We start from the raw sequence: 14,749 nt of genomic DNA, 5'->3' as shown, positions 1-14,749 counted from the left end.
GCCGCGGGGCAGGACCCCGGTGATGCGCGTGACCGGCAAGGGCTACGGCCGCGGGTGCCTGGCTGGGCTGGTGTGCGCCAAGCCCGGGCAGCGCACCCGGCTGATGTATCGGATGCTGATCCGGCGCGGCAGGCCCGGGAGGTCAAGGGTTTTGATACCCGGTGGTTCGCAGCTCTGCTGGATGCCGCGCACGCCCAGCTCGGCGGGGCGATCGTGCTGGTGTGGGACAACGACCGCCGCCACCTGTCGGCCGCGATGCGCGCGTTGATCGATGCCCGCCCGTGGCTGACGGTCTTCCAGTTGCCCGCCTATGCGCCGGAGCTGAACCCGGCCGAGGGCGTGTGGTCAGCGCTCAAGCGCGCTTTGGCCGACCTCGCGCCTCGCGACATCGACGAACTCGCCGGAGTCGTCGCCACCAAGCTCAAACGGATGCAGTACCGATCCGGCCTGTTGGACGGATTCATTGCTCAGACCGGCTTCATCCTCCAACCGCTGCAACTCCAGCCCTTCAACCCTCAGTGGCATTACTCCTGCCCTCCTGGGAATCTCCCGGGAGTTTTCGCCAGGTCAGCCCGCAGGTGGGACTGCAGGTACTCCTACAGCAGCGTCAGGCCGAACTGACGCGTCAGCAAAACCAGATCGCCGAGGCCGAGTCCGCCATCGCGGCCATCGTCAGCGAATACTCCGACTCCCCTCAGGACAGGCAACGTCCTGGAGCCGATTGGCTTCTCGGGATGGACGCGATCCAGGCCCGTATCGAGAGACTGTCGGCCGAAGCCGTCTTTGAAGTGGCCAGTATGATGCCCGGCGGGGCACAGGACCCCCAGTTGATCGAGGCGGCCAAGTGCCTGGACAGACAGGTCCGTGACCGAGGCGTGGGCATTCCCACGATCGGGTTGGACAGCATTCGTAATGATGGCCTTACGCTGGCGTACGCGGAATGGCTGGTCGAGATCGGCGCGCAGGTTCACACGGTGCCGACCCTGCCCATCCGGATGTTGATCTATGATCGCCGGATCGCCTTTCTCTCGGTGGACGCGTCGAATACCCAAGTAGGGGCCGTGCAGGTGTCGGAAAGCGGGACCGTGGTTGCAGTCCTCGCATTGTTCGACCAGATCTGGAATGTGGCGACGCCCATCGGGTCGCAGCCGCGCAGGGACGAGGCCGGACTGCTGCCACAGGAACGGCAACTGCTCAGCCTTCTGGCCGAAGGAATGACGGACGAGGCGGCCGGTCATCACCTCGGCCTGTCTCAGCGCACCGTGCGACGCATGATGGCCGCGATCATGGAGCGGTTAGGTGCTCGTAACCGTTTTGAGGCAGGGGGGCGCGCGGCGCGACAAGGCTGGCTCTGACCCCACGCCTCCGCTTTCAGGTGCCGCTGCCTTCGGGTGCCGTCGCAATGCGGGCTCGCGTGCCTTTTGCCGCGTCCGGCAAGCCGTCGTTGTGATGGCCGCGCGTCAGTACAATCGCGTTTGATTTCCGTCGGACGATCACGTAGAAGAGAACATGCGCCCTGACTTCATCATGCCCCCGAAGCTGACGGCCGGGCAGCGGGTGGCCGTGGTCTCTCCTTCCTTCGCGGCACCTGGGATGTTCCCCGCCGTACACGAACTGGCGATGCGGCGGCTTCGAGACGAGTTCGAGCTGGAGCCGGTGGAATATCCGACCACCCGCCGATTGGGGGCCTCGCCGCGGGAGCGGGCGGCCGATCTCATGGACGCGTTCTCCGACCCGGACATCCATGCGGTGCTGGCCACGATCGGAGGCGATGACCAGCTCTGCGTGCTGCCCTATCTGGACCCCTCCGCGGTGGCTCCCAAGCCGTTCGTCGGCTACAGCGACAACACCAACCTGCTCAACTGGCTGTGGAACCTCGGCGTGGTCGGCTACCACGGCGGATCGACCATGGTGCACCTGGGGCGCGGCGGCGGACTCCATCCGGTGACCAGCGGCTCACTGCGGGCCGCGTTGTTCTCCGGCGGCGATGTCGCGTTGCACCCGGTCGATGTGTTCAGTGAGGACGAGCTCGACTGGAGCGATCCCGCCTCGCTGAACCAAGCGGCACCGACCCTTCCCAGCCCAGGCTGGAGCTGGCATCAGCCCGATCGGGTCGTCACCGGGCCCACCTGGGGTGGCAACCTGGAGATCCTGCACTGGAATCTGGCCGCCGGCCGATGGATTCGTGCGGTCGAGGACTACGCCGGTTGTGTGCTGCTGCTGGAGACGTCCGAGGAGATGCCGCCGGGGCAGGAGGTGTTCCGCATGCTGCGGAATGCCGGCGAACGCGGACTGCTCGCACAGTTTCCGGCGATCCTCGTCGGTACGGCGAAAGCCACGAATCTGTCCAGGGTCAGCAGTCCTGAAGAACGAGAGAGCTACCGCACCGAGCAACGCGAAACGATCCTGCGGATCCTCGACCGTTACCACCCTGAGGCCATGGTCGTGTTCGGCGTGGACTTCGGGCACACCGATCCCCAATGGATTCTTCCCTACGGCGGAATGATGACCGTGGACGGTCCTGCCCGGCGCATCATCGCCTTCTATTGACGCCGTACCGATCAAGAAACGTAGGCGTGACAAGCTCACGCCCCGTGATCAGGACCGTTTTCGCGGGTGACAGCCTGGATGTATGAGGTATTCAGACAGAAGCGGAGGGCTGTCTGCGCGGGTGCGGAACAGCGACAGGCGCTGCGGTTGCGGGCGGCGGACATGTTCGCCGGAGGCATCAGGCCCCCGCGGGTGGCTCAACAGCTGGGAGTGACGCGCAAGTCGGCCTATGAGTGGCATCGGGCATGGCAGATTGCCGGCAAGGCCGCGCTGGCGTCCAAGGGAGCCAGCGGCACCGGCTGCAAACTGACCGATGAGCAGCTGACGCACCTGGAGACGGCGCTGGAGCAGGGAGCCGCCACCTATGGATGGAGTGACCAGCGCTGGACGGCGTCGCGGGTCGCCACGCTGATCGCTGAGACGTTTCACGTGTCCTACACCGCCCGTGATGTGGTGTATCTGCTGAGGCGATTGGGCTGGTCGTTCCAGGTGCCGGCGCACTGGGCCGCCCGACGCGACAACGCGCGGGTCGCCGAGTGGACGAGGCGGGTGTGGCCGGCGATAAAAGCACCTGGGCGGCTTGGGGATCGTGGCTGGTGTTCGCCGACGAATCCGGCCAAATCCTGAGACCGCCCCGAGGAAGGACCCGGGCCCGCATGGGCCAGACCCCGGTGCTGGAGGTCTCCTATGGTGATCGGGGCCGGGTTTCGATCGCCGCCCTGATCCGCATCCAGCCCGGCCGCCGCGTCCGGCTGATCTATCGCACGATCACTTACCACCAGCGCCGGGGCGAACGAAGGCTTCGTCGCAGCCGACTTCAAGGCCCTGCTGCACGACGCCCATGCTCAGCTCGGTGGCCCGATCTCGCTGGTGTGGGATAGCTTGCCCGAGCACGTCAGCGCCCGGATGCGTGAGTGGATCACCGCCCAGGCCGACTGGCTGCTGGTCTACCGGCTACCGCCGTACGCGCCCGACCTCAACCCGGCCGAGGGCATCTGGTCCAACCTGCGCATCACCCTGCTCAACTTCGCCGTCCGCGGCATCGATGAGCTCACCGCCTTGATCAAGCACCGGCTCAAACGCATGCGGTACACAGGTTGAATTCGTAGAGCCGGTCATGTGTTCCAGGGGTGTTCGATGGTGAGTCCGGTCTGGGCGAGGCAGCCGTCGATCAGGTGTGGCCGGTACTGGATCTTCTTGAGCTTGCGCTTAATGATCCGGACGAGCCCGGTCAGGTCGGCGACGACGAAGTTGCCCATGTCCCGCTTGAGCAGCGACCAGATGCCCTCGGCCGGGTTCAGCTCAGGCGCATAAGCGGGCAGTCGGTAGATGCGCAGCCAGTCGGCATGCTCCTCGGCGAAGGCGGTCAGTTCGGCCACCAGGTGCACGTTCAGGTTGTCCCAGCACCAGACAAGGGGAGCGCCGAGCAGCTGGTGGGCGGCCACGATCAGATCGCGGTAGTCGCTCCAGGCGAAGCTTTGGGTTCGCCCTTGCGGCCGTGGTAGACGAGCAGCTTGTACAGCAGGCGCGTTCGCCGGCCGGGTCGGTAGGCCACGACGCCGGCGATGTTGACCCGGCCCCTGCGTCTGTCCCGTACGGTCAGCACCGGGCGGGCGCCTCGCGGTGCTCAGGTGCGTGCTTTCGGCGGCCTCAGCCCCTGGCCTGCCTCGTCTTCGAAGCAGATGTAGGCGCCCAGGTCCGCCGCGGTGGCTTTGCGGCCGGCCACACCTCGGCCTTCCAGGTGGCAATGGCCTGCTCGTCGCGTTCCAGGGCGCACCGGGCCGGTACCTGCACCGACCAGCCGTGTCGTCGCAGCAGCTTGCTGACGCCCTCGATGGTGTAGCCGATGTGAAACAGCTTGCCGATCAGCGTCTTGACCCGGGCCAGGGTCCAGCACTGGTCATCGCCGAATCCGTGCGCCAGCGGGCCTCGGCTCAATTCGGTCTCCAAGCGTGCCCACTGCTGGCTCGACAGCTTCTCCGGCGACGCCGGACCCTTGGACCGCAGCGCTTCGACGCCGCCCTCCAACCAGGCCCTGCGCCATCGGGCCACCGTCCGCTCGTGCACCCGCAGCTTACGAGCGACCTCCCGGGTGGGCTGCCCAGCCTCGAACCGCCCGGCCGCCTCCAGTCGTAACCGCTCCCGCCGTTTCTGCTCGGCGGGCGTATACCCGCCCCTTTGCCCGTACCGCATGCCTCGGCCGTACACCTGAAACGGCGAACCGTCATGACCCTGTGAATCTACGCATTCAACCTGCTGTGCCGGCTGAGCCGGATCTGGCGGGCTCCTACCCGGCACGCGGCCGGCCTGGACTTCCGACCGCCGTAACCCAGCCTGGGGCTGGTTTCAGCAGGGGCGCGCGGGGCCGAAGTGCCTGCGCTGGAATCAGCGTGCACGCGTGCGCGGGGTTGTTTGAGTCTTGCCTGTCAGGGCCTCCCAGATGGCGCCCACGGGAACGGTGACAAAGGCCAGCCACGGGCTCAATGCCAGCAGCAGCGAGAGTCCCACCTCCACCAGCGTGTTGCGGCCGAATCCGAGTACGCCCTGCCCGTAGGAGTACGAATCCGAGTAGCCCGCCGCAGCCTGCTCCAGGTCGAGCGGAGACGGGCGAAGGGTCACTATGCCGGTGTACAACACGAGGCCGACCAGCACGTTGAGGGACTGAACGCCGAGCCCCAGCCAGACTGCATCGCGAAGCTGTAGATCCTGGAACGTCACAACGCCCAGGCGGGCGAGTTCAAGGAGCACGCCCGCCCTCAGGTGCAAAACCGTGGTCGCGGGACCTGCCGAAGTAGGGTCTGCCAGGTTCGATGACAGCCTCCCCGACAGGAGGACCAATAAGGACGGCACCACCGCGGCCAGGGTGGCCAACCCCAAACCCCATAACAGCCCGCGCCAGGAGAATCCCAGCAGGATCGCGGTCACGACGCCAAGGACGAGGAGCGGGGCCGCCGCTGTGACCGCGGTGACCTGCATCTGGGCGCGCGCCTTGCCCCATTGCCATGAATGACTCCGTGGCGTGAGCCCCATGTACGCCTCCTTGGCCGCAGTCACCGATCTCAAGGAGAAACGATCTAGACGAGGCCAGCGTTCCTGCGTAGCCGGCGGCCTCAGCGAAGCAGTCAGCCGCCCGCATCCGCGCCTGCTCGCTCCGTCATCGCTGCTCGGCGGGCGTGTACCCGCCCCTTTGCCCCTACCGCAGACCTCGGCCGTACACCCGACACAGCAAACAGTCACAACTCTATGACTCTACGAATTCAACCTGTGTACCAGCCCGAGCTACTGACCGGGTTCATCGCCCAGACCGGACTCATGATCTCCGACTCGATGCAACTCTCAGCTTTCTCGCTCAGAGGCCATCCTCGTCCTGCACTACACCGAGACCGCCCGTCAGCCACGACGAAATAGCTCACTGTAAACACATCGCAATATAGAAGCCAGAATTATCCGCCCCCTGCCCCCTGCCGCCAATCGATGAGAATTGACCAAATGGTCCGACACCTTGCTTGAGGTGCCGGACCATTTTCAGAAGGGCGGGTGCAGTGAAACCGCCGGCGGCAGCTCCACCACCCCGGCGGATGAGGGGCACATTCCGTCACGAATTATCGGATGGTTAAACAATGCTGATGGGTTGCCCGCTTTCCTTGCGGCGCTTGGCCGCCTGGCCGAGTGCGACGCCGGCCCGGTCGGCGTTCTGGGTGGTCATGCTCCTGCCGTAGGTCGTCATGATCGGGATGGACCGGCTGTGCTCGTCGTCGTAGCCGTCCGCGATCAGCGTGCCGACCTCGAACAGCCGGGGGTCGAGCCGGTTGGCGCGGATGAGCGGGGCGGCGTCGGAGGGGACCACCGACACCTGGTCGCCGCGGTCGGTGATGGCGAAGGTGACGCCGGCGCGTCCCTCGCCAGGCTCTACCGACAGCACACAGACGTCGTGGTCCTTCAGGCGTGCCTTCACCTTGTCGCCGGTGACGAGGGTGACGGTGTGGTCGCCGCCCGACGCCGTCTCGGCCGGGCCGAGCGCGGGATCGGTCTGCGCCGCCGCGGACACGGCGGGCAGGCAGAGCAGGGCGGCCGCCGTGAGGGCGACGGCCATGGATGGACTCCGCAAGGATTCTCCCTGATGCTGGGGATGAAGTGGGGCGCGAGGTTATGCGCGGGGCCCTCCCCGACCACGTCCGGGAGCGCGCCGCACCGGGCTGGAAGAACCGGGCTATAAGACAGGCGTGACGTCGTGGCCGTGGCCGCTGACGCCGGTGTGGTTCGAACCGGTGGGCCAGGTGCTGTCGTTGATCAGCACCTTGTACCGGAACGTGGTGGCGCCCGGGATGCCGCTGACCGTGCACTTCCAGAGGTCGGGGCCCGGTTCACACACGCCTGCCCGGTGTTCCGGCTGAGGGGTGAGGCGTCGCCGCGGATGGCGACGTTGTTCCCGTAGCCGACGTTGTAGTGCACCCAGACGGTGGCCTCCGCGGCCAGCAGCATCGACTGCACGGCGCTGTAGCCGTAACCGGAGCCGATCGTCGTCGGGCCGGTGTGCGCCTTGAGGTAGCTGGGGCACGCAAGATCTGTTTAGGCAGTCGGGGCAGCCCCCTACAAGGGGCTGTTCCTGGAGGATCCCCTCGAAATGCCATGGCCGGTGACGGACTATCTGGCCGAGCAACCGAGGAGGGAGTGTGAGGCGCCCGCCCTCCAGCGGTGGTCTCGTCGTGCTCGCGCAGCATGCGCAAGACGGGTGCCGGCCTCAGGTCAGCAGGCCGCGCAGGCCTTTGGCGAGGAACAGCATGCCGAACACCAGGATCAGCAGCAGGGTGAGGGCGCTGTTGTGCCGGATCAGCCAGCCGCGCATCCGCTGCAGACGCTGTGGACCGTCTTTGCTGAGCGCGGTGACGTAGGGGGCGAGCACTCCGAGGCTGCCGATGACGACGAACACGGCCGCGAGGATCAGTTGCCGCCCCAGGGGCAAGGGCTCTTGGCGGGCGGCGATGGCGCCGCCCGCCAGGGAGGCGAGGTTGACCGGGTTGGCCACGATGAGCACGGCCGCCGTACCGGCAACCTTGGGTTTGGTCATGGTGTCCATCGCGGCGATCCAGCCAGGCACCCGGGGATCCCTGCCCTCCTTGCGGTGGACGGCCCTGCGGATGCCGACGGAGGCTGTCAGGAGCAGGCACACGCCGATGATCAAGCTGATCCAACCGGCCCAGGCGGGTGCCTCACGGCCGGTATCGCCGGCGGCGCCCAGCAGCATGATGAGGGCCAGCAGCACGACCCAGCTAATGATCAGCCAGGTGACCTCGAACAACAGAGCTTTGGCGCGGCCGTTGGCGCTGATCAGCAACGCGATGACGGCCACGACCGGGAACGGCGAGACGATCAGGCCCAGCGTGTAGGGCAGCATGTCGGCGAACGCCTCACCCATGATCACCCTCCTGGCAGGCGGCGGCTCCGTTGGAGTCGTAGTAGGTCAGCCCGTATTGCGCGCTTTCGGGGCGGGCGGCGGACCAGGTCACGGCAGCAGCCTGCCCAACCGCTCGCCGACCGGCCTTTCCGCGATGGCCGGTCGCGGGAACCTCACCGTCATGACCGGGACCGGGCCGATCGCCCCGGACAAGGCGGAAGGCAGCAGCTCCCCAAGGGCCCCATCGACACCACTCCTTCCGATTGCGCCTGGCATACCCTCTTTGACCTGGGATGATGCTTGACGATCTCGCAGGCTTCCCCTGGTCTCGGCTTGGCTACGGAACAGAAGTCGGCCACAGGAGGGGAGGCAGCGGGGACGAGCGGGTCTGCTGTCCCCGGCTGGGTGGCGCTGCGCGGCTACCGGCGCGCGTGGCTGCGCGCGGACCTGCTTGCGGCGTCGTCGCTGTGGGCGGTGCTGGTGCCGCAGGCGTTCGCGTACGCGCGACCGGCCGGGCTGCCCGCGGCGGCGGGTGCGGGCACCACGGTCCCACGGCAGACCTTCCCTTTCACGACCAGAACGTGCGCATTCGGACAGGTTCCGCGCGCTCACCGCGGAACAGATCTTCGACTCCCTGGCCATCCGCGTTCACGGCCCCAACACCTGGGACGAACGCTTCATCATCGACTGGCACCTCACCGACCTGGACGAGCGCCACCGCACCACGATGTCCAACGGAGCCATGATCCACGAGCGGACGACGTCCGGCGACGGAGCGGACCTGAGGCTACGGCTGACGGAACAGCGCCTGCTCGGCCTGCTCGCCCGGCGACGACGTCGACGGATCGACCACGACGGTGATCTCGGCGTCCTGCGGCGGCTGACCGCCGTCCTGGAGGACCCCACACCGGACTTCGCCATCGTCACGCCCTGACCTGCCACCAACGCTGAGAGCGCCGACGCGGCCGGCGGGCCGACAGCTCATGAGAGTACAAGCCGTGTCAATACCTCTCAGGTCAGATCTCGTCCGGACCTGGCGCAGACGCGGCCCGCGGGTCTCGGCCGGGATCGTTGGCGTCATGCGACTTCAACGGATGCAGATCTCGGCGCTGATCGTTCTCGCGCTCGTCGTGGCACTCGCGCTCGTGCCGCTGCCGACGCTCCCCTACACCACGGGCTTCGCGCCGCACTGGGTCACCGTCCTGGCCGCCGCGCTGGGCGCGATCTTCGTGGTACGACCGCACCCGGCGGGGCTGCTGCCCGCCGTACTGCTGCTGTGGTCGGCAGGCGGCGTCGTGCTCGACGGCTTCCGTGCGTTCTTCGCCGTCACGGGGATCCCGGCGGGAGACTTCGCACGCGTGGACTGGCCCGGGATGGCGCTGCGCGGGCTCAGCCTGACGGGTTGCACGCTGCTGGGTGCGCTGCTGCTGCCTCGCCTCAGGGTCCCGGGCGGGGCGTGGCTCGGCTACAGCGCGTTCGCGATCGGGTTCGTCTATCCCATGGCCAAGCTGTACTGGTCCTTGGGCGGTACGCTGCTGCGTCCGATGGGCTATGCCGAGGGCTTCCCGTACGGCGAGCTGATCATGCTGCTCATCGGGGCGGTGGGCTCGCTGGCCCTGGTTCAGAGATGGGGGCGGTGGCTGCCGCGGCGGCTGGTGCTGGCGGGTGGTTGGACGGGCGCTGCTATGTTGACCACCATGGGGGCCATGTCCGTTTTCGGTACGTTGTCGCAGATGCTCGGCCTCACCCAAGGGCCTGTGCCCCTGTCCGACCACGCGGCGGTGGTGACGGTTGGGCTCGTGTACGGAAGCTGGCTGCTGTTCGGGCTGGCGGTCGGCGGGGCCACGCTCTCCTACCAGCGGGCGACGCTACGGTGATGCCGCGGCGCGCGGACCTGGCCTTGGCCTTCGTCGTCGGAGTGCCGCTGTTGTCGCTGTCGGTGGTGATGGCGGTGCTGTCGGTGCCGGGTGTTCGAGCGGCCCTGCTGGTGGGCGCCTGCCTGGTGGCGCACGCGGCCCTCGCCTACCGGCGGGAGATCTGGGCGTTCTTCCTGGTCGCCGCCGCCTTCGCCGTCCAGGCCGCCGTGACCGGGCTGTTCCTCATGCTGCCGTCCGTGGCCGTCTTCCCGATCGCCATCTATTCCTGCACCGTGTACGGCAGGCGTTTCCCGCCCTTGGTCGCGGGACTCGCCGGGGCCGGGGCGGCGGCCTACCGATTCGCCCATGACCCGTCGGTCACCGCCGCTCACCTGGGGCCCGATCCGTGGCTGCTGCTCGGCCTGCTGGCCTCGATGGTGATGGCGACCTGGGGGTTCGGGTTGTACCGGCGGACCCAGCTGGCCTACGTCGCGCTGCTGGAGGAGCAGGCCGAGGCGTCGGCCGCCCGGGCGACGCTGGCCGAGCGGGCGAGGATCGCGCGCGAGATGCACGACGTGGTCGCGCACGCCCTGGCCGTGATCGTCGCCCAGGCGAGAGGCGGCCGGTTCGCGCCCGAGCGGGCCGCCGAGGTGCTGGCCACCGTGGAGGAGACCGGCCGCCGGGCCTTGACGGAGATGCGCGGCCTGGTCGGCGTGCTCCGCACCGACACCGCCCCGCTGGCCCCGTCGCCCGGGCTGGCCGACCTGCCCGCCCTGCTGTCCGCATCGAGCGCGGCCGGCCCGGTCGAGACGGGTACGGCCGGCTCCATCGGCCCGGCCGCCGAGCTTGTCGCCTACCGGGTGGTCCAGGAAGCACTCACCAACACGCTCAAGCACGCGGGCCCGGCCGCGACGGCCGCCGTGCACGTGGACTGGACACCTGACGCCTTGGTCGTCACCGTCACCGACGACGGCGCGAGCTGCGGGACGACGGACGGCCAGGGCAACGGCCTGGCGGGAATGCGCGAGAGGATGTCGGCTGTGGGCGGCACGCTGGAGGCGGGGCCGCGCGAAGAAGGCGGGTTCGCGGTGGTCGCCCGCCTGCCGTACCAGAAGGAGAGCATGTGATCCGGGTGTTCGTCGTGGACGACCAGGACCTCGTGCGGACGGGGACGGTCATGGTGCTCCAGGCGCAACCGGACATGGAGGTCGTGGGCGAGGCCCGCGACGGCGCCGACGCGCTGGCCCGGCTGCGCGCCGTGCAGGCCGACGTCGTGCTCATGGACGTGCGCATGCCTCGCATGGACGGCGTGGCCGCCACCCGCGAGCTGCTCGCAGGGGTTCCAGGGGCGCCGAAGGTGATCGTGCTGACCACCTTCGATCTGGACGAGTACGCCTTCGCCGCGCTGCGCGCCGGGGCCTCCGGATTCCTGCTCAAGGACGCGCCCGCCGAGGAAATGCTGGCGGCCGTGCGCACCGTGCACGAGGGCGACGCGGTGATCGCGCCCTCCACCACCCGTCGCCTGCTCGATCACGTGGCTCCCACCCTCCCCACACCGGGGCCCGACCCGCTGACCGACCGCGAACGCGAAGTCCTGCGCCACATCGCCATGGGACGGACGAACGCGGAGATCGCGGGCCTGCTGTTCCTGTCAGAGGGCACGGTGAAGACGCATGTGGGCCGCATCCTGGCCAAACTGGAGCTGCGAGACCGCGTCCAGGCCGTCATCTGGGCCTACGAACACGGCCTGGCCCGCCCGCGCTGACGGCCGCTCCAGCGGGGAACGGTCATTCGACACGGGCTCGATCGACAGTTCCACAGGCCATTTACCAGGATTTCCGATGTCCGTCCAGCCCCACGGCCGCGGCTACCGATCAGGGTTTCCTCACATGATCATCTCTACCGGCGATCTCCACGCTCAGACATAGCCGCAGGTCAGAGACAGGTCCGTGGGGTTTCCGCGATCGCTACGAGGACTCCCGCTGACCGGCCCGCGACAGGAGTTTGGTGAGCAGGTCGCGGAGGTCCGCGGTGCCGTCGGGGCCGAGGATCTCCTCGATGTCGTGCTCGACGCCCTGCATCGCGTCGCGGACCACGGGGATCCGGGCGCGGCCGAGGCCGGTGAGCTCCAGGGCGTAGCGGCGGCGGTCGTGCGGGTCCTGGCCCCGGACCACGAGCCCGGCCTGGACGAGCTCCTCGACCAGCGACGCGGTGGCCGGTTCGGTGAGGTGCAGATATCGGGCCAGTTGCTGCTGGGGGCAGGGGCCGAGCCGCTCCAGGGCGGGCAGCAGGCCGAAGTGGCGGGTGCGCAGGCCGTAGTCCTCCAGCTTGTGGTCGCCGAGCCGGCGCAGGCGGTAGTGGGCCTGGGCGATGAGGTGTTCGGTGCTCGGGATGGTGGGCTGCTCGTCGTGGGCGATCAGCCTGCTGAGCAGCTCGTTGAGGCGGTGCCGTTCCGGAGTGGTCAGCGCTGCGGTGAGCTGGGCGTCGCGGTCGGCGACGGCCTGGCGCATGCCTTCCAGGGCGGTACGGCCCGCGTCGGTCAGCGACAGGACGTAGGTGCGCCGGTTGGCCGGGTTGCGGGTCCGCGTGAGGTGGCCGGCCTGCTGGAGCCGGTCGAGCAGCTTGACCATGATCGTCCGGTTGACGCCGAGGCGGTGCGCGAGGTCCTGCTGCGAGCGGGCGTTCTCGTCGGCCAGCACGTCGAGCACCACGAAGTCGCGGGACTGCGGCCCGTCCCGCATGGCCTCGGCCGTGATGCCGGTGAAGGCCCGGCGCAGCAGATGGCCGATGGTCCCGCGCAGTGGCCCGGACTCCTCGTCGACGGCCTCTCTCCGTTGGTCGGACACAGATCCCACCTCCCCGGCGTAAGCCTACCAGTGTTGATGGTCCAATGTGTTGATGCTGGAATCTATTGATAGTTGGAGAGTTGACGGTTGCGGAGATGCGGATTAGCGTCGGTGTCCTGCGGAGCGCAGAGATCACTGAAGGAGCGGGAAATGAGCTTCAGGCTGGACATGTCGATGATGTTCGTGATGCACGACGCCCTGCGGCGGGAGCTGGAGCGGATCGCGCGGATCACCGCCAGGGGCGGTGACGACCCCCGGTTGATCCTGAAGTCGGCTGTGGGCTGGGAGATGTTCAAGACCTACCTGCACGCCCACCACCGGTCCGAGGACGAGACCCTCTGGCCGGTGATGGCGGAGATCCTGGCCGAGCGGCCGGCCGACCTGGCCCTGCTGGACGCGATGGAGGCCGAGCACGCGATCATCGACCCGCTGCTGGACTCCATCGACGCCGCGCTGGCCGACCGCGAGACGGGCCCGCGGCGGCTCGGCGAGCTGGTGGACGCGCTGCACACCGGGCTGACCGGGCACCTCAAGCACGAGGAGGCCGAGGCGCTGACACTGATCGACGCCACCCTCGACGAGGAGCAGTGGGGCCGGCTCGGCCGGCGGCAGCGCGAGCGGATCGGCACCGCCGCGCCACGCTACCTGCCGTGGCTGCTGGACGACCTCGACCCCCACCGCGCCGCGGCCATCCTCGGCCGGATGCCCGAACCGCTGCGCACCGCCTACGAGAACGACTGGCGGGCCGCCTACGTCGGCCTCGACCTGTGGGGTGCGGCCGGCCGCCGGACCGCCTGATCACCTCGGACCGTCGGGAGAGCTTCCATGTCCGTGCAGTCGCAGGCGACCCCGGTGACCGCCACGCCGCCGGAGCGCCGGCCCGGCCTGGCGGTGGATGCTGTCCGTCGACATCCCGATCACCGCCGCCGTCCTGGCCCTCATCACCACGTGTGTGAACGCCGAACCCGACGCCGCCTGACCCCCGTCGCGGCACCGCGGCCCGCGCCCTGACCACCACTGCCCGGCCCACCACCGTCCGGCCCCGCCAAGAGGCCGGCGTCCGAACACCGGCGTCCGGACACCAGCCGTACGACCCGATGAAGCCCGTACCCGTCCGGAGAGGACACCACGATCATGCCTACCACTCCAGTCATCGACTCCCACATCGCCCACGTCGAGGCCGGGACCGGTGATCTGCCGGTGGTGTTCCTGCACGGCAGCCCCACCTCCTCCTACATCTGGCGCAACGTCATCCCGCACGTCGCCGGCCAGGCCAAGGTCCTGGCCCCGGATCTGATCGGGATGGGCGCCTCCGGCAAGCCCGACATCGACTACCGCTTCGTCGACCACGCCCGCTACCTGGACGCCTGGTTCCAGGCACTGGACCTGGACCAGGCCGTCCTGGTCGGCCACGACTGGGGCGGCGCGCTGGCCATGGACCGGGCCGCCCGCCACCCCGGCCATGTGCGCGGCATCGTCCTGCTGGAGACCTTCCTGCGGCCGCAGACCTGGGCGGAACTGCCGGCCGACGTCGCCGAGCACAGCCGCGCCCTGCGCACTCCCGGGCTCGGGGAGACCATGCTGCTGGAGCAGAACTTCGCCATCGAGGGCGCCCTCCCCCACCCCTTCGCCATCCGGACCGGGATCAGCCAGGAGGACCTGGACGTCTACCGGGCGCCCTATCCCGACCCGGCCTCGCGCAAGCCGCTGCTGCGCTGGCCCCGCGAGATCCCGTTCGACCGCGAGCCCGCCGACGTGGCCGACCGCATGGACGCCTACGGCGAGTGGCTCGCCGACACCCCGGAAGTGCCCAAGCTCCTGCTCACCGTGGAGAACGGCGTGGGCATCGCCTCCCCGGAGGTCGTGGCCTGGGCCCGGCGGCACGCCGCCTCGCTCGAGGTGGAGGGCATCGGCCCCGCCGGGCACCAGGCGCCCGAGGACCAGCCCGACGCCATCGGCCGGGCCATCGCCCGCTGGCTGGACCGGCACCACCTGGGCCGGCCCCGGGTGCGGCCCGGCCTGCGGGAGACCCCGGTCCCATATACCCCGGTAGGGTACCTTCGCCCCATGAACCGAATCACTGTGGTTGGTGCGTCGCTGGC

The 14,749-nt window shown here is 68.8% G+C and carries 18 protein-coding genes; 11 read left to right on the top strand and 7 right to left on the bottom strand.

Going from position 1 to position 14,749, the window contains the following annotated elements:
• Nucleotides 1–72: 72 nt before the first annotated feature.
• The 5 genes from ACWDS7_RS10155 to ACWDS7_RS10135 all read left to right on the top strand — a co-directional run bounded on the left by ACWDS7_RS10155 (nt 73) and on the right by ACWDS7_RS10135 (nt 3,651).
• Nucleotides 73–621, top strand: a complete 549-nt coding sequence (locus ACWDS7_RS10155; protein WP_451928971.1) for a transposase — start codon at nt 73–75, stop codon at nt 619–621.
• Nucleotides 579–1,355, top strand: coding sequence for a helix-turn-helix transcriptional regulator (locus ACWDS7_RS10150; RefSeq protein ID WP_451928970.1), 777 nt, complete (start codon nt 579–581; stop codon nt 1,353–1,355). The genes ACWDS7_RS10155 and ACWDS7_RS10150 overlap by 43 nt, the downstream gene beginning before the upstream one ends.
• A gap of 154 nt (nt 1,356–1,509) precedes the next feature.
• Entirely contained in the window at nt 1,510–2,550 is a 1,041-nt protein-coding gene (locus ACWDS7_RS10145; protein WP_451928969.1) for a S66 family peptidase, read from the top strand.
• Between the two features lie 78 nt (nt 2,551–2,628).
• Complete coding sequence (locus ACWDS7_RS10140; RefSeq protein WP_451928968.1) at nt 2,629–3,177, top strand: helix-turn-helix domain-containing protein; 549 nt, start codon at nt 2,629–2,631, stop codon at nt 3,175–3,177.
• 132 nt (nt 3,178–3,309) lie between these two features.
• The gene (locus ACWDS7_RS10135; RefSeq protein WP_451929005.1) at nt 3,310–3,651 is read left to right on the top strand and encodes a transposase; all 342 of its coding nucleotides are present in this window, start codon (nt 3,310–3,312) and stop codon (nt 3,649–3,651) included.
• 14 nt (nt 3,652–3,665) lie between these two features.
• On the opposite strand, the gene ACWDS7_RS10130 is transcribed toward ACWDS7_RS10135, so the two are convergent.
• From ACWDS7_RS10130 to ACWDS7_RS10105, 6 genes are all read right to left on the bottom strand, one after another.
• Nucleotides 3,666–3,995 carry a transposase gene (locus ACWDS7_RS10130; protein ID WP_451928967.1) on the bottom strand — a complete coding sequence of 110 codons (330 nt, stop codon included), beginning with the start codon at nt 3,993–3,995 and terminating at the stop codon, nt 3,666–3,668.
• A gap of 205 nt (nt 3,996–4,200) precedes the next feature.
• Nucleotides 4,201–4,743 carry a winged helix-turn-helix domain-containing protein gene (locus ACWDS7_RS10125; protein WP_451928966.1) on the bottom strand — a complete coding sequence of 181 codons (543 nt, stop codon included), beginning with the start codon at nt 4,741–4,743 and terminating at the stop codon, nt 4,201–4,203.
• 192 nt (nt 4,744–4,935) lie between these two features.
• Nucleotides 4,936–5,580: a hypothetical protein gene (locus ACWDS7_RS10120; protein WP_451928965.1), complete on the bottom strand. Its 645-nt coding sequence runs from the start codon at nt 5,578–5,580 to the stop codon at nt 4,936–4,938.
• A 583-nt stretch (nt 5,581–6,163) separates the two neighbouring features.
• Nucleotides 6,164–6,643, bottom strand: coding sequence for a hypothetical protein (locus ACWDS7_RS10115; protein ID WP_451928964.1), 480 nt, complete (start codon nt 6,641–6,643; stop codon nt 6,164–6,166).
• A gap of 117 nt (nt 6,644–6,760) precedes the next feature.
• Entirely contained in the window at nt 6,761–6,922 is a 162-nt protein-coding gene (locus tag ACWDS7_RS10110) for a hypothetical protein (RefSeq protein WP_451928963.1), read from the bottom strand.
• Between the two features lie 369 nt (nt 6,923–7,291).
• Nucleotides 7,292–7,966 (bottom strand): GAP family protein, encoded by a 675-nt coding sequence (locus ACWDS7_RS10105; protein ID WP_451928962.1) that lies wholly within the window; start codon nt 7,964–7,966, stop codon nt 7,292–7,294.
• A gap of 511 nt (nt 7,967–8,477) precedes the next feature.
• On the opposite strand from ACWDS7_RS10105, the gene ACWDS7_RS10100 reads away from it, so the two are divergent.
• The 4 genes from ACWDS7_RS10100 to ACWDS7_RS10085 all read left to right on the top strand — a co-directional run bounded on the left by ACWDS7_RS10100 (nt 8,478) and on the right by ACWDS7_RS10085 (nt 11,566).
• Nucleotides 8,478–8,879 (top strand): alkyl sulfatase C-terminal domain-containing protein, encoded by a 402-nt coding sequence (locus ACWDS7_RS10100; RefSeq protein WP_451928961.1) that lies wholly within the window; start codon nt 8,478–8,480, stop codon nt 8,877–8,879.
• Between the two features lie 145 nt (nt 8,880–9,024).
• Complete coding sequence (locus ACWDS7_RS10095; protein ID WP_451928960.1) at nt 9,025–9,822, top strand: hypothetical protein; 798 nt, start codon at nt 9,025–9,027, stop codon at nt 9,820–9,822.
• Nucleotides 9,822–10,928 carry a sensor histidine kinase gene (locus tag ACWDS7_RS10090; protein WP_451928959.1) on the top strand — a complete coding sequence of 369 codons (1,107 nt, stop codon included), beginning with the start codon at nt 9,822–9,824 and terminating at the stop codon, nt 10,926–10,928. The genes ACWDS7_RS10095 and ACWDS7_RS10090 overlap by 1 nt, the downstream gene beginning before the upstream one ends.
• Complete coding sequence (locus tag ACWDS7_RS10085) at nt 10,925–11,566, top strand: response regulator (RefSeq protein WP_451928958.1); 642 nt, start codon at nt 10,925–10,927, stop codon at nt 11,564–11,566. Before ACWDS7_RS10090 ends, ACWDS7_RS10085 begins: the two co-directional genes overlap by 4 nt.
• A gap of 202 nt (nt 11,567–11,768) precedes the next feature.
• Here the strand turns inward: ACWDS7_RS10085 and ACWDS7_RS10080 are convergent, their stop codons facing one another.
• Nucleotides 11,769–12,647 carry a MarR family winged helix-turn-helix transcriptional regulator gene (locus ACWDS7_RS10080; RefSeq protein WP_451928957.1) on the bottom strand — a complete coding sequence of 293 codons (879 nt, stop codon included), beginning with the start codon at nt 12,645–12,647 and terminating at the stop codon, nt 11,769–11,771.
• A 150-nt stretch (nt 12,648–12,797) separates the two neighbouring features.
• On the opposite strand from ACWDS7_RS10080, the gene ACWDS7_RS10075 reads away from it, so the two are divergent.
• Together ACWDS7_RS10075 and ACWDS7_RS10070 are read left to right on the top strand one after the other, a co-directional pair.
• Nucleotides 12,798–13,445 (top strand): hemerythrin domain-containing protein, encoded by a 648-nt coding sequence (locus tag ACWDS7_RS10075; RefSeq protein WP_451928956.1) that lies wholly within the window; start codon nt 12,798–12,800, stop codon nt 13,443–13,445.
• A 336-nt stretch (nt 13,446–13,781) separates the two neighbouring features.
• A partial coding sequence (locus ACWDS7_RS10070; RefSeq protein ID WP_451928955.1) for a haloalkane dehalogenase occupies nt 13,782–14,749 on the top strand: 968 nt, incomplete at its 3' end.

It is taken from the genome of Streptosporangium sp. NPDC003464, assembly GCF_053588315.1.
This window is presented reverse-complemented; position numbering and strand designations above follow the sequence as displayed.

Excerpts from the sequence above, each read along its gene's own strand:
- ACWDS7_RS10120 (WP_451928965.1), bottom strand. The coding sequence starts at position 5,580 with ATGGGGCTCACGCCACGGAGTCATTCATGGCAATGGGGCAAGGCGCGC.
- ACWDS7_RS10125 (WP_451928966.1), bottom strand. The coding sequence starts at position 4,743 with ATGCGGTACGGGCAAAGGGGCGGGTATACGCCCGCCGAGCAGAAACGG.
- ACWDS7_RS10140 (WP_451928968.1), top strand. The coding sequence starts at position 2,629 with ATGTATGAGGTATTCAGACAGAAGCGGAGGGCTGTCTGCGCGGGTGCG.
- ACWDS7_RS10095 (WP_451928960.1), top strand. The coding sequence starts at position 9,025 with ATGCGACTTCAACGGATGCAGATCTCGGCGCTGATCGTTCTCGCGCTC.
- ACWDS7_RS10115 (WP_451928964.1), bottom strand. The coding sequence starts at position 6,643 with ATGGCCGTCGCCCTCACGGCGGCCGCCCTGCTCTGCCTGCCCGCCGTG.
- ACWDS7_RS10075 (WP_451928956.1), top strand. The coding sequence starts at position 12,798 with ATGAGCTTCAGGCTGGACATGTCGATGATGTTCGTGATGCACGACGCC.
- ACWDS7_RS10090 (WP_451928959.1), top strand. The coding sequence starts at position 9,822 with ATGCCGCGGCGCGCGGACCTGGCCTTGGCCTTCGTCGTCGGAGTGCCG.
- ACWDS7_RS10105 (WP_451928962.1), bottom strand. The coding sequence starts at position 7,966 with ATGGGTGAGGCGTTCGCCGACATGCTGCCCTACACGCTGGGCCTGATC.
- ACWDS7_RS10145 (WP_451928969.1), top strand. The coding sequence starts at position 1,510 with ATGCGCCCTGACTTCATCATGCCCCCGAAGCTGACGGCCGGGCAGCGG.